Origin of the sequence: Pseudomonas sp. Gutcm_11s, from assembly GCF_028649395.1 — a bacterium.
Taxonomy (GTDB): Bacteria; Pseudomonadota; Gammaproteobacteria; order Pseudomonadales; family Pseudomonadaceae; genus Aquipseudomonas.
Map to the genome: position 1 here is coordinate 120836 of NZ_JAQSUW010000009.1, position 13588 is coordinate 134423.

General features: G+C 65.1%; 12 protein-coding genes. 4 read left to right on the forward strand and 8 right to left on the reverse strand.

Features of this window, described 5'->3' with window-relative positions; genetic code table 11:
- Positions 1–16: 16 nt before the first annotated feature.
- The 4 genes from PTT45_RS03170 to PTT45_RS03185 form a co-directional block, all read right to left on the reverse strand.
- Positions 17–2380 (reverse strand): TonB-dependent siderophore receptor, encoded by a 2364-nt coding sequence (locus tag PTT45_RS03170; RefSeq protein ID WP_273811490.1) that lies wholly within the window; start codon positions 2378–2380, stop codon positions 17–19.
- 107 nt (positions 2381–2487) lie between these two features.
- Complete coding sequence (locus tag PTT45_RS03175; RefSeq protein WP_273811491.1) at positions 2488–3435, reverse strand: FecR family protein; 948 nt, start codon at positions 3433–3435, stop codon at positions 2488–2490.
- 54 nt (positions 3436–3489) lie between these two features.
- Positions 3490–3969 carry an RNA polymerase sigma factor gene (locus PTT45_RS03180; protein WP_273811492.1) on the reverse strand — a complete coding sequence of 160 codons (480 nt, stop codon included), beginning with the start codon at positions 3967–3969 and terminating at the stop codon, positions 3490–3492.
- Positions 3970–4124: 155 nt separating this feature from the next.
- The gene (locus PTT45_RS03185; protein ID WP_273811493.1) at positions 4125–5048 is read right to left on the reverse strand and encodes a LysR family transcriptional regulator; all 924 of its coding nucleotides are present in this window, start codon (positions 5046–5048) and stop codon (positions 4125–4127) included.
- A gap of 117 nt (positions 5049–5165) precedes the next feature.
- On the opposite strand from PTT45_RS03185, the gene PTT45_RS03190 reads away from it, so the two are divergent.
- The 3 genes from PTT45_RS03190 (at position 5166) to PTT45_RS03200 (ending at position 9072) form a co-directional block, all read left to right on the forward strand.
- Entirely contained in the window at positions 5166–5924 is a 759-nt protein-coding gene (locus tag PTT45_RS03190) for an SDR family NAD(P)-dependent oxidoreductase (protein ID WP_273811494.1), read from the forward strand.
- Positions 5925–6142: 218 nt separating this feature from the next.
- Positions 6143–6607, forward strand: a complete 465-nt coding sequence (gene bfr / locus PTT45_RS03195; RefSeq protein ID WP_273811495.1) for a bacterioferritin — start codon at positions 6143–6145, stop codon at positions 6605–6607.
- A 278-nt stretch (positions 6608–6885) separates the two neighbouring features.
- Positions 6886–9072, forward strand: coding sequence for a TonB-dependent siderophore receptor (locus PTT45_RS03200; RefSeq protein WP_273811496.1), 2187 nt, complete (start codon positions 6886–6888; stop codon positions 9070–9072).
- Positions 9073–9159: 87 nt separating this feature from the next.
- Here PTT45_RS03200 and cueR read toward each other — a convergent pair whose 3' ends face one another.
- The 3 genes from cueR to PTT45_RS03215 form a co-directional block, all read right to left on the reverse strand.
- Positions 9160–9585, reverse strand: a complete 426-nt coding sequence (gene cueR, locus PTT45_RS03205; protein ID WP_273811497.1) for a Cu(I)-responsive transcriptional regulator — start codon at positions 9583–9585, stop codon at positions 9160–9162.
- The gene (locus PTT45_RS03210) at positions 9582–11957 is read right to left on the reverse strand and encodes a heavy metal translocating P-type ATPase (RefSeq protein WP_273811498.1); all 2376 of its coding nucleotides are present in this window, start codon (positions 11955–11957) and stop codon (positions 9582–9584) included. The genes cueR and PTT45_RS03210 overlap by 4 nt, the downstream gene beginning before the upstream one ends.
- Positions 11958–12045: 88 nt before the next feature.
- On the reverse strand, positions 12046–12417 hold the full coding sequence (locus tag PTT45_RS03215; protein ID WP_337961733.1) for a hypothetical protein: 372 nt from the start codon (positions 12415–12417) through the stop codon (positions 12046–12048).
- Positions 12418–12640: 223 nt separating this feature from the next.
- On the opposite strand from PTT45_RS03215, the gene PTT45_RS03220 reads away from it, so the two are divergent.
- Positions 12641–12838, forward strand: a complete 198-nt coding sequence (locus PTT45_RS03220) for a heavy-metal-associated domain-containing protein (RefSeq protein WP_273811500.1) — start codon at positions 12641–12643, stop codon at positions 12836–12838.
- Between the two features lies 1 nt (position 12839).
- Here the strand turns inward: PTT45_RS03220 and PTT45_RS03225 are convergent, their stop codons facing one another.
- Positions 12840–13487, reverse strand: coding sequence for a TetR family transcriptional regulator (locus PTT45_RS03225; RefSeq protein ID WP_273811501.1), 648 nt, complete (start codon positions 13485–13487; stop codon positions 12840–12842).
- Between the last annotated feature and the right edge of the window lie 101 nt (positions 13488–13588).

Here is a 13588-nt window from a genome sequence, read left to right on the forward strand (position 1 = left end):
TGTGTGGCGCTCGTGCCTACCAGCGGTAGGCGACGCCGGCGGTGATCTGCCGCTCGGCGCCGTAGAAGGCGGCGTAGGTGTAGCTCAGGTAGTCCTCGTCGGTGAGGTTGGTGACGTTGAGGGTCATGTCCCAGGGGCCGACCTCGTAGCCGAGCATGGCGTCGACCAGGGTGTAGGACGGCGCGACGATGTCGGTGTTGAACAGGCCGGGGACCTCGTCGACGTAGCGCACGCCGGCGCCGGCGCGCAGCTGGCCACTGCCGATCTGGCCGAAGCGATAGTCGCCCCACACCGAGAACATGTTGCGCGGCATGCCGCCGTTCTTCTGGCCCTCGGTGCCGGTGTTGCTCTTGGTCACCTCGGCTTCGGTGTAGGCGTAGGAGGCGGTCAGGCTGAGGTCGGCGCCGATGTCGGTCTTGGCCTCCAGCTCCAGGCCGCGGGCGCGGATTTCACCGGTCTGCACCTGGTAGTTGGTATCCACCGGGTCGGTGGTCAGCACGTTGCTCTGGGTCAGCTGGTAGATGGCGGCCGAGTACAGCGAGTTGCTGCCCGGAGGCTGGTAGCGAATGCCCAGTTCGTACTGCTCGCCTTCGGTCGGGTCGAAGTCCTGGCTGCTGCGATCACGCCCGCTCTGCGGCTCGAAGGACTCGCTGTAGCTGATGAAGGGCGCCAGGCCGTTGTCGGCCAGATAGACCAGACCGGCGCGCTTGGTGAAGGCATCGCTGTCCTGGTCGCTCTTGCTGTCGATGAAGATCGCGTCTTCCTTCTGCTTGGCCCAGTCCTGGCGGCCGCCGAGCAGCAGCACCCACTTCTCGTCGAACTTGATCTGGTCCTGCAGGTAGACCCCGGTCTGCTCGGTGGAGCTGGTATAGCTTGCGAAAACGGCCGGTTCGGCGGGGCCGAAGGTGCCGCCGTAGACCGGGTCGAAGATGTTCAGTGGGGTCAGGTCGCGGTTGTAGCGCTCGGTGCGCAGGTGGCGGTCGCCGTAGTCCAGGCCGCCGAGCAGCACGTGATCGACGCGCTCGCCGTGCAGGCGATATTCGAGCTGGGTGTCGACCACGAAGTTGCGCGAGTCATCGACGCGATCCTGCGCGCCGCGGGCCACGGTGGTCATCTGCGGGTCGATGAAGCCATCGATCCACACCGAGGGCATCTCGTTCTCCGACTCGAAGTAGCGCAGGTTCTGGCGTAGCTTGAGGTTGTCGCTGAAGGCGTGCTCGAAGCGATAGCCGAGGTCCCAGGCGGTTATCTCGGCCTTGTCGTAGCCCGGCTCACCGAGGAAGGTGTGGCGTGAGATATGACCGTTGGGGTTGGGCAGCACGGTGCCCTCGGCTGGCAGGCCGTAGACGTAGGCGGTGCGGCTCTTCTGGTAGGTGGCCAGCAGGGTCAGGCTGGTGGCCTCGGTGGGCTGCCAGGTGATCGACGGAGCGATGAAGGTACGGTCATCCGGTACGTGGTCGACCGTGGTGTCGCTCTTGCGCTCCAGTGCGGTGAAGCGATAGCTCAGGGTGTCGGTCAGTGCGCCGCCATGGTCGGTGGCCAGCTGGTGGCGGTCATTGCTGCCGGTCTCGGCTCTTATCTCGTGCAGCTCCTCGCGGGTCGGCAGCTTGCTCACCACGTTGATGATACCGCCGGGTGCCGCCTGGCCGAACAGCACCGAGGAAGCGCCGCGCAGCACTTCCACGCGCTCCATGCCGTACGGCTCCTGGGAGCCGTCGTAGATGTTGCTCATGTAGCGCATGCCGTCGCGGTAGGTGCTGCCATTGATCTGGAAGCCGCGCAGGATGAAGCCGTCGGTGGTGCGGTCGTCGGCCTCGGTGGCGATTACCCCGGCGGTGTAGCCGAGGGCGTCGCGCAGGTTCTGGGCGTGGATGTCGGTGATCTGGTCGCGGGTCACCACGGAGATCGACTGCGGCGTCTCGATGATCGGCGTGTCGGTCTTGGTGCCGGTCGTGGCGGCCTTGGCCACGTAGCCCTGCACCGGGTCGGCGGCCGACGGGGCACCGCTGGCCTGGATGTCGGTCGTTGGCAGTTCGATCGCCGAGCCGTCGACGCGCTGCAGGGTGAGGGCGCCTTGCGCGTTGTGGCGGATGCTCAAGCCGCTGCCCTGCAGCAGCAACTGCAGCGCTTGCTCGGCGCTGTATTGGCCACGTACTGCCGGGGCAGGAGCGGATAGCGATTCGTCCGCGGCGCGCAGCACGGCGATGCCGGTGGTGGCGGTGAACTCGCCGAGGGCATCGAGCAGTGGCTGGGCGGCGATATCGAACTGGTACTGGCGTTGCTCGGCGCCGGCTTCGGCGGCCTGGGCATGCAGCGGGGCAATGGCGGCGAGCAGGGCGCCGGCCAGCAGCGTGCGGGCCAGGCGGTGGCGATGAGTCATGCGGTTCTCCCCAAGGATGGCAAATGCGAACTATTCGCTGCCGATACAACGGACGAGCCGCATGCTTCCCTCATCAGTCAGGCGAAGTTTTTTTCGCCGGGTGCTGCTCAGCGGTGCAGCACTACCGCCAGGCCGGGCAGTCGGGTGCTCTTCAGGCCCAGTTCTGCACTTATCGCGGCCAGCAGCGCTTGCGGGTTGTTGCTCGGGAAAGTGCCGGACAGGCGCCGCTCACGCAGTTGCCGATCCAGCAGCACGACGGGCGGATGGTCCATGCGCTGCAAGCTGTCGAGCACCTCGCCGAGGCTGGCGCGATCAAAGATCAGCAGGCCGCGACGCCAGGCCAGGGCACGTTCGCCATCCACCGTGCGCGGGCCCTGCAGGCCGTCCGCATCGAGGCTGGCCTGCTGGTCGGGCGTGAGCTGCAGGTGAGCGCCGCTGGCGGTACGCACCTCGACCCGGCCACGGCTGACGGTGACCTGCTCGCTCGCGCCGCTGGCGTCCACGGCGAAGGCGGTACCCAGCACTCGCGTGGTCAGCTTGCGGCTCTCGACCACGAACGGGCGGCCGGCATCGTGTTGCACATCGAACCAGGCGCGGCCACGCAGCAGGGTGACCCGGCGTTCGCCGGCGCTGAAGTGCAGGTCCATGGCGCTGTCGGCATCCAGCAGCACCTGGCTGCCATCGGCCAGCGTCAGTTGCTGCTGGCTGCCGGGGGCGCTGGCATGGTCCGCGGTGTAGCGCTGCATCACGCCCGGGTCGCGCCAGAACAGCGTGGCGACGGCCAGGCCGAGGATGCAGGCTGCGCTGAGCATGGGCCCGCGTAGCCATTGTGGCGTTGGCTTGCGTCGATGCCAGCCGGTGCTGGCCAACCGCTGAGCCGGGGCCGCGAGCTTCTTCCACAGCAACTCGACAGCATGGAAGGCTTCGGCGTTGGCCGGATCGCTGTCCAGCCAGCGGCGAAAATCGATGCGCTCGCTGGCCGGCAGCTGTGGGTTCTGCAGGCGCACGTACCAGTGGGTCGCCGCTTCCTGACGCTGTTGTTCGGACGAATTCACTCTGCTTGCGCTCCACTCGGCGGGAGGGTTGCCAATACAACGTGCGACACGGGCTCAGTCCTCAATCCGCTGGCAATGCTGGAGGACACGAATCATGTCCTTTTCCACGGTGCTCAGGGAGACGCCGAGGCGTTCGGCAATGCTCGCATAGGGCATGCCGTCGACACGACTGAGCAGGAACACCTGCTGGCTGCGACGTGGCAGACCACGCAGGCGTTGCAGCAGGAGTTCCAGTTCCTGGCGGGCCTCGGCCTGCTGCTGCAGATCGAGTGCCTGTTCCTCTTCGTCGGCTTGCTGGCAGGCATGGCGCTGGCGCACCTGGCGGGCACGCAGATGATCCAGGGCCAGGTTCTGCGCGGTACGGAACAACAGGCCGCGGTCGCTTTCGCCGAGCTGGCGGTCCCAGAGTCGCAGGAAGGTGTCCTGGGCCAGGTCCTCGGCCGTGCTGCGGTCGCCGACGATGCGGCGGATCAGCTGCAGCACGCGGCTCTGCTCGCGCAGGTAGAGGGAAAGGAAGGGCGACGACTTGCTCATGGGCTTAGGCGGCGGCGGGGTGGCTGGTTTGAGGTGAGAGACTAATACGCCTGAGATTTATTCTCAATTATGTGTTTGCCAGCGATTGGCTCTCGTGCGCCATGGCCCCGCCGCTCGCGGGGGCTTGGGTCCGCTATTTCTCGTGGTAGTCGCTATCAGCCTCGTGGTGGGTGCTCCGTGTCGGCGAGGTAGTCGCGCACCAGGCGGCCCAGCCAATCCATGAACACCTGCACGCGCTTCGACAGGTTGCGTCGGTGCGGGTAGAGCAGCGATACCGGCATGGGAGCGGCGCGGTATGCGGGGAGGATATCTACCAGGCGGCCGTCGTCCAGGTAGTGGCGGATGCCGGCGAGCGGTACCTGGATGATGCCGAGCCCGGCCAGGCAGGCCTGGGTATAGGCATCGGTGCTGTTCACCGTCAGCGCACCCGGCATGTCGAGGACGCGCGTCGCGCCGTCCTGCACATATTCCCAGCCAATCGGCTTCATGCCCAGGGTCGGCACGTAATGCACCAGGCGATGCTGGTCCAGGTCGGCGAGGCTGTGGGGTGTACCGAAGCGCTGCAGGTAGTCGGGGCTGGCGCAGTTGATCTGCACCATCTCCCCCAGTGGGCGGGCAATCAGCCCGGCGTCGGCCAGGCTGCCGACACGCACCACGCAGTCGAAGCCTTCGCGCACCAGGTCGACGCGATGGTCGGTGCAGCTCAGCTCCAGTTGCAGTTGCGGGTGTTCGGCGAGGAAGGCTGGCAGGTGCGGCAGCACCAGGTTGCGCGCCAGGGCCTGGCCCATGTCCACCCGCAGGCGACCGCGCAGCTGTGCGGCATCGTGCTGGAACAGCGAGGCGAGTTCGTCGGCGTCGGCCAGCAGGTCCTTGCAGCGTTCGTAGCAGGCCTGGCCGTCCTGGGTCAGCTGCACGCGCCGGGTGGTGCGGTGCAGCAGGCGCGTGCCCAGCTGGTTCTCCAGCTGTTGTACCAGCAACGACACACTGGCCTTGGGCTGCCCCAGGCTCTCGGCAGCACGAGTGAAGCTGGCCAGCTCGGCGACCCGGACAAACGCGAGCATGGCGTGCAGTCGGTCCATGAGATTCTCATTGTCTGATTCTGCTAGACAGTCTAAACAGATTTGCCTGATTTATCGGTATCAAGGCAATCAATAACCTTGCCTCGTCAGTTAGCCACCCACGACGAGGTAGACCAGATGAACAACTCCATCACCCTGATCACCGGTGCCAGCCGCGGCCTGGGCAAGAACGCTGCCCTGCACCTGGCCCGCCATGGTCATGACCTGATCCTCACCTACAACAGCGGCCAGGCCGAGGCCGAAGCTCTGGTGGCGGAGATTCGTGCTCTCGGCCGCAAGGCGGTAGCCCTGCAACTGGATGTGAGCCGCAGTGCCGGCTTTGCCGATTTCGCCGAGCGTGTGCGCCAGGCGCTGGCGGTGACCTGGCAGCGCGACAGTTTCGATGCCCTGGTGAACAACGCCGGCATCGGTATCCACGTGCCGTTCGCCGAGACCAGCGAGGAGCAGTTCGACCAGTTGCTGAACATCCATCTCAAGGGCACTTTCTTCCTCACCCAGAGGCTGCTGCCTCTGCTGGCCGATGGTGGGCGTATTCTCAATGTCTCCACCGGTCTTGCGCGCTTCTCCCTGCCGGGCTACGCCGCCTATGCGGCGATGAAGGGTGGCATCGAGGTGCTGACTCGCTACCTGGCCAAGGAGCTGGGGCCGCGCGGCATTCGCGCCAACGTGATCGCTCCCGGCGCCATCGAGACCGACTTCGGCGGCGGCGTGGTGCGCGACAACTCCGAGCTGAATGCGGCCATCGCCGGGCAGACTGCGTTGGGCCGGGTCGGCCTGCCGGATGACATCGGCAATGCCATCGCCATGCTGTTGTCGAGCGAGGCAGGATGGGTCAATGCGCAGCGCGTGGAAGTGTCCGGCGGCATGTTCCTCTAAGCCGAAAATCAGGCTCCGATTCAGCTCGAGTCGGGGCCTGTTTGCGAGGCCGATTCAAAGTCATTTTCATTATCCTTAGAATTGGCTGGAGCCCAGCAAGCATGCGGCTTTGCGCTAATGCGAATCGCTCCGTTCGGCCTTGTGAATTGCGACTTGACCAATGTCTTTTTACGGTCGAAGCTGCCGCATTGAACGAGCTATTTTCTGGGGAGCCATTGATGAAAGGCGCGAGTGAAGTCGTCGATTATCTGAAGGATTTGCTGCGTGGTGAGCTGGCCGCGCGCGACCAATATTTCCTGCATTCGCGGATGTATCAGGACTGGGGCTTCGAGAAGCTCTACGAGCGAATCAACCACGAGATGGAGGAAGAAACTCAGCACGCCGACGCCTTGCTGCAGCGCATCCTGTTCCTCGAAGGCTCGCCGAACATGACGGCGAAGAAGATCCACCCCGGCGCCACCGTGCCGGAGATGCTGAAGAGCGATCTCAAGCTGGAGTACGAAGTGCGTGCGGCCCTGGCCAAGGGCATCGAGCTGTGCGAGAAGCACGGCGACTACAAGAGCCGCGACATCCTGGTACTGCAGCTCAACGATACCGAAGAAGATCATGCCTACTGGCTGGAGCAGCAGCTCGGCCTGATCGAGCGCATCGGTCTGCAGAACTACCTGCAATCCCAAGCCTGAGCAGGTAGCTGCAAACAAAAAAGGGAGCCTGGTGCTCCCTTTTTTCATGCCCGTATTTTCTGCTGCGACGACTAAACAGAGCTGCCCTGTGTGGCTGATGCTCGGCAGTTTTCTGGCGCCGTCAGGTTAACTGCAAAAATATTTCAAATAGACTTGATTCTCAAATAGCTTCCTTACAGAATTTACGTAGCATCTGCTAATGATTCTCTAAAACATTATAATTCTCCGGAAGCATCACTATGACTCTTGCAATGTCCTCGCGTCGTCAAGGCGCTGTCGTGGGCGCACCTCTGGCTATCCGCCCCCTGGCGATGGCTGTGCACCTGCTCGCAGCCGGCATCGCCTTCGCGTCTCCCTTCGCCATGGCGGAGCAGACCGAAGCGGAGAAGGCCGTCACTCTGGACGCCGCCTCCATTGTCGACTCCGCCGAAGCTGAGGATGACTCGGTTACCGAGGGCACGCAGTCCTACACCACCCGTGCGGCCAACACCGCGACTCCGCTGAAGATGTCGCTGCGCGAAACCCCACAGTCGGTCACCGTGGTCACCCAGCAGCGCATGGAAGACCAAGACCTGCAGACCATCACCGATGTGGTCAACAACACCACCGGTATCTCGATGAACCGCTACGAGACCAGTCGCGGTCAGATCAACGCCCGTGGTTTCGAGCTCAATTCGCTGATGATTGATGGCGTCCCCACCATCTGGGAACAGCCGTGGAGCTCGGGTGAGATCTTCGGCAGCCTGGCCATGTACGACCGCGTCGAAGTGGTCCGTGGTGCCAACGGCCTGATGACCGGTGCCGGCGATCCCTCCGCGTCCCTCAACATGGTGCGTAAGCGTGCCAGCAGCCGCGAGCTGAAGGGGTCGGTAGAGGCCAGCGCAGGCACCTGGGATACCTACGGCACCTTGGGCGACGTATCCATGGCGCTGAACGAGGAGGGTACCGTACGTGCCCGCCTGGTCGGCGAGACCAACCAAGGCGACAGCTGGATCGACATGAACTCGAACGAGCGCCAGACCTACTACGGCACCATGGATATCGACCTGACGCCCGATACCACCCTGTGGTTCGGCCTGAGCCGCCAGGAGAACAAGACCGACTCGCCGATGTGGGGCGGGCTGCCAGTCTGGTATGCCGATGGCAGCCGCACCCACTGGAGCCGTTCCAAGACTACCTCCGCCGACTGGAGCAAGTGGGACAGCAGCTACGAGACCTACTTCGTCAACCTGGACCATACCTTCGCCAATGACTGGCAGGTCAACCTCAGCTACAACCGTGGCGAGCGCAAGGCCGATTCTTCCCTCCTGTACCTCTCCGGCAACCCGGGCAAGAACGGCTCCAGCGGCATGTCCTCGTTCCCGGCGACTTACAAGACCGAGACCACCCAGGACGACTATAGCCTCCGCTTGAGCGGTCCGTTCGCACTGTTGGGACGTGATCATGATCTGGCCTTCGGCTATATCCACAGTGATCAGGACTTCGACGCCGATCAGGTTCCGGCCTTGACCGGCATGGGCGGCATCCCGAACTTCGACGACTACAACGGCGACTTCCCCGAGCCGGTTTGGGGCGCACGCACCGACTATGGCTCTTCGGAGCTTGAGCAGCGTGGTGTCTATGCGGCGACCCGTTTGAACGTGACTGATGAGCTCAAGGTGATCCTGGGTGCACGCCAAACCGACTATGAGAAGAATGGTGAAGAGTCGGGCACCGAGAGCCGTCTGAAGGACCGTGAAGTCACTCCCTATGCCGGCGTGGTCTACGACCTGACCGAGAGCCTTTCGGCCTACGGCAGCTACACCAACATCTTCCTGCCCCAGGCCAGGCGCGATGCCAGCGGCCAGCAGCTCGACCCAATCATCGGCGACAGCTCGGAGCTGGGTCTGAAGGGCGAGTGGTTCGGTGGCAGGCTGAATGCTTCGGCCGCTGTTTTCCAGATCAAACAAAATGGTCTGGGTGTGGCGACCGGTGAGCGATTCCCCGAAACCTTCGAGAATATTTACGAAGCAGCCGATGTCGAGAGCAAAGGTTTCGAGCTTGAGGTATCGGGTGAACTGGTGCCCGGTTGGAATGTGTCTGCCGGCTACACTCAGTTCCGTGTCGAGGATGAGGATGGCCATGACGCCAATACTCTCTACCCGACCAAGCTGCTGCGTACCTTCACCACCTACCGTGTGCCTGGCATCTTCAATGACAAGCTGACCATCGGTGGCGGTGTGAACTGGCAGGACAGCATCTACACCTATGCCACCAACCCGGCCGGCAACGCCGAGAAGATCGAGCAGGACGCCTACGCTCTGGTCAACCTGATGGCGCGCTACGAGATCACCGAGAACCTCTCGGCTCAGCTGAACGCCAACAACGTGACCGATGAGAAGTACTTCGACATCTTCGATGCCTACGGCGCCCTGACCTACGGTGCTCCGCGCAGCCTCACCGCTTCCGCGAAGTACAGCTTCTAAGTCAACGCCTCGTGAGGCGGCAGGCCTGGCCTGTTGCCTCGCTCAGCACAACGCCGGCCCCTGTGGCCGGCGTTGTGCTTTCTGCCTTCAGCGTTTTGCAGTGCAGCCACTGTTGCAGTCGTGATTACCTGATTCCAGATCGCGCAGGATCGGGCAATCCGGTCGGTGGTCGCCCTGGCAGTGCTGCACCAGTTCACCCAGGGTGTCGCGCAGGGTGGTCAGTTCGGCGATCTTGCGGTTCAGCTCCTCGACATGGGCCAGGGCCAGCGCCTTGACGTCGGCACTGGCGCGCTCGCGGTCCTGCCACAGGGCCAGCAGCCTGCCCACTTCCTCCAGAGAGAAACCGAGGTCGCGCGAGCGCTTGATGAAGGCCAGCACGTGCAGGTCATTGCCCGAATAGGTGCGATAGCCGCTGTCGCTGCGCCCGGCTGGTTGCAGCAGGCCGATGGACTCGTAGTAGCGGATCATCTTGGCGCTGAGCCCGCTCTGCTTGGCGGCTTGCCCGATATTCATAGGTCCTCCGGTTTCCAGGTATTGAGCAGCAAGGCGTTGCTCACCACGCTGACGCTGGACAGGGCCATGGCGGCGCCGGCGAGCATGGGATTGAGCAGGCCGAAGGCGGCCAGAGGAATGCCTACCGCGTTGTAGACGAAGGCCCAGAACAGGTTCTGGCGGATCTTGCTCCAGGTGCGCCGGCTGATTTCCAGCGCCGCCGGCACCAGGCGCGGGTCGCCGCGCATCAGGGTGATGCCGGCCGCGTGCATGGCCACGTCGGTGCCGCCGCCCATGGCGATGCCGACATCGGACGCGGCCAGGGCCGGCGCGTCGTTGATGCCGTCGCCGACCATGGCCACGGTGGCGCCGCCATTCTTCAGTTCGGCGACATGGGCGGCCTTGTCCGCTGGCAGCACCTGGGCGTGGATGCGCTCGATGCCCAGCGCCTTGCCTACGGCTCCGGCGCTGCCGGCGTTGTCGCCGCTGATCAGGTGGCTCTCGATACTGCGCTCGCGCAGGGCGGAGATGGCCGCTGCTGCACCTTGCTTGAGGCTGTCGCCAAATGCCAACAGGCCGAGCGCGCGAGAGGGCTCACCACGTTCGATCAGCCAGGACAGGGTGCGACCCTCGGCCTCCCAGGCATGCGCCTGGGGCTGCAGGTCGCTGGCCAGGCCGAGTTCGTCGAACAGGCGCTGGTTGCCCAGGGCCAGGTCGCGGCCCTCGACGTTGCCCTGGATGCCACGCCCGGCCAGCGCCTGGCTGGCGTTTACCGACGGCAGGGCGAGACCACGCTCCAGAGCAACATCGAGTACGGCGCGCGCCAGCGGATGCTCGCTGCCCTGCTGCAGGGCGCCGGCTAGGCGCAGCAGTTCTGCCTCATCGATCTCTGCCGTGGCCAGATGGACGATGCGCGGCTGGCCGGAGGTGAGCGTGCCGGTCTTGTCGAAGGCGACCACCGAGACCTTGTGGGCCAACTCCAAGGCTTCGGCGTCCTTGATCAGGATGCCGTGCCGAGCTGCCACGCCGGTGCCGGCCATGATCGCCGCCGGGGTGGCCAGGCCGAGTGCGCAGGGGCAGGCGATCACCAGCACCGCCACCGCATTGATCAGCGCCTGCTCCGCGCCGGCACCGGCGAGCAACCAGCCGCCCAGGGTGACGAGGGCGATCAGCAGGACCACGGGCACGAACACAGCGCTGACCCGGTCCACCAGCTTCTGGATCGGTGCCTTGGCCGCCTGGGCGTCTTCCACCAGGCGAATGATGCGCGCCAGTACGGTCTCGCCGCCCAGCGCGGTGGTGAGCACCACGAGGCGTCCCTCGCCGTTGATGGCACCCCCGGTGACCTTGTCACCCGGCGCCTTAGCCACCGGTAGACTCTCGCCGCTGATCAGCGCCTCGTCGGCCTGGCTGTTGCCCTCCAGCACTTCTCCGTCGACTGGGAAGCGCTCGCCGGGCCGCACCACGACATGGTCATGCAGATGCAGCGCGGCGATCGCTACCTCCTCTTCGCGACCCTCGACCAGGCGGGTAGCGCGTTCCGGGCGCAGTGCTTCCAGGGCGCGGATGGCTGCGCTGGTCTGGCGTTTAGCGCGGCTCTCCAGATACTTGCCGAGCAGCACCAGGGCGATGACCACGCTCGAGGCTTCGAAGTACAGGTGCGGCGTGTGGTGTCCGGCAGTGGCCCACAGGTAGAGGCTCAGGCCATAGGCGGCGCTGGTGCCGAGGGCTACCAGCAGATCCATGTTGCCGGTGCCGGCGCGCAGAGCCTTCCAGGCGGCGCGGTAGAAACGGGCGCCGAGGATGAACTGCACTGGCGTGGCCAGCAGGAACTGCACCCAGGCCGGCGGCATCCAGTGCAGCCCGGCCCATTCGCCGAACATCGGCAACACCAGTGGCAGGGCCAGCAGCAGGGCGGCGATCACTGCCAGGCGCTCGCGGCGCAGGGAACTCTGTGGGTCTACTCGGGGCGCCTCCTGCAATAAGCGGGCGCCATAGCCGGCGCCTTCCACGGCGGCGATCAGGGTTGCCACCGCGGTGCCCTCCAGCAGCTCCACATGGGCGCGCTCGCTGGCCAGGTTGAGGCTCACCGAGCGGACCCCAGGCACCTTGCGCAGGGCCCGCTCGATGCGCCCGGCGCAGCTGGCGCAGGTCATTCCGTCGAGGGCCAGGTCGAGGCTGCTCAGTGCTACCTCATAGCCGGCCTGTTGCACGGCATCGATCAGCGCGCCCAGTTGCTCCGGGGCGGTCTCGACATGGGCGCGCTCGCTGGCCAGGTTGACGCTGGCCGCGCTGGTGCCGGGCACCTTGCTCAGTGCGCGCTCGACGCGGCCGGCGCAGCTGGCGCAGGTCATGCCGCGTATGGGGAGGTCGAAGGTCTGGATGCTGCTCATGGGGCGTCTCCATCGGATTCGCCCCTAGGATCAACCTTGACACTGGGTCAAGGTCAAGCGGCGGGATGTCGCAGCGCCGGAGCGGGCCTCAGTAGTTGAGCGGCGCCGGGATCAGCTGCAGGCCGAGGGAGTCCATGGCGATGCGGAACTTGGCCACCTCGCCGGCGGTGATACGCAGGGTCTGGCTGCGCAGCTGCTCGAAGCGCGGCTGGCAGTCATGCCCGCCAATCTGGCCGAGGCGCACCAGCACCTCGCCCGGCGGCAGGTTGAGGGTGATGGACTGGCCCTGGTACAGGCGCGCGGTCAGGTTGCCCTGCAGGTACAGGCCGATCTCGCAGGGCGTCGACACTTCCAGGCGCTCGCGCGACACCATCAACACGCCGTAGTCGATGGGCGTGGACAGAGTCATGGGTGCCATCGGCACGGCGGCGGGTTGCGGCGCCGGCGCGGCTGCGGGCATCTCTGTGGTGGGCGTGGAGGAGGGCTCGGGCACCGCCTCGTCGGCCAGGGCCGGCAGGCAGATCAGGGCGAGCAGGGCGACTAGCAGACGCATGGCGATCACCTCGGAGCTTTTCCTGCAGCTTGGGCCAGGCCAGCGCTGACGACAAGTTGCCAGGACTTGACCTTGCCACGATGGCAAGCTCGACACTGCAAGCAACACCACTCGAAGAAGGAGAGTTGCCATGCAAGTCCTGAAGGTTTCCGGCATGAGTTGCGGCCACTGCGTTCGCGCCATCACCAATGCCGTGCGGGCCGGTGATCCGGCGGCCGAGGTGCAGGTCGACCTCGGTGCTGGCGAGGTGCGTGTGGCCAGTCGCCTGAGCCTGGAGCAGCTGCTGGCTGCGATCCGCGAGGAGGGCTACGTCGCGGAAGCGGACTGAGCTACTGCGTCGGCGGGCACCAGGCTGGCGGGTTCCATTCGTGCAGCAGACCACGCAGCTGGGCGTCGATCAGGGCGGCGGTGTCGCGCTGCGGGTCGAACAGTTGCGGGTCGCGGGTCCAGTCGGTGAACAGGCCGATGATCAGTGCATGCACCGCGCGTGACGCCAGGCGCGGGGTGACTCCCGGCAGCAGGCGGGCCTGGCAGGCCGGGCGGGCAAACAGGTTCTGCACCAGTTCGATGAACTGGTTGATGAAGGCGTTGTGCCGTTCTTCCGCCTCGCGCAGCTCATCGGTGAACTCGCAGCGGTGCAGCAGGATGGTGAAGATGCGCCGGCGCTGCTCGTCCACCGCCAGGTTGTAGATCGCCTCGATGCACAGGTCGCGCAAGGCCAGGAGCGGGTCGACCTCGCCGCAGCCACACAGGCGCTCCGTCATCTGCTCTGGCGGCAGGCGCACCTGGCTGAGCATCTCGTGGAACAGGTGGGCCTTGTTCTGGAAATGCCAGTACACCGCGCCGCGCGTCACCCCCGCTGCGCGGGCGATCTGATCCAGGGTGCTATGCGCCACCCCTTTCTCGAGAAACAACTGTTCGGCTGCTGCCAGGATATCGGCGCGGGTCTGCTCGGCTTGTTCTTTGGTTCTGCGCATGGCGGGCTAGAGGAATCGGGCTAGGCTCTGTTCTGGGGAACTCAGTGTAACTACTTCTGTGCCGTAACTTCATGTTTACAGACGACGCTGTATGTAAGTGT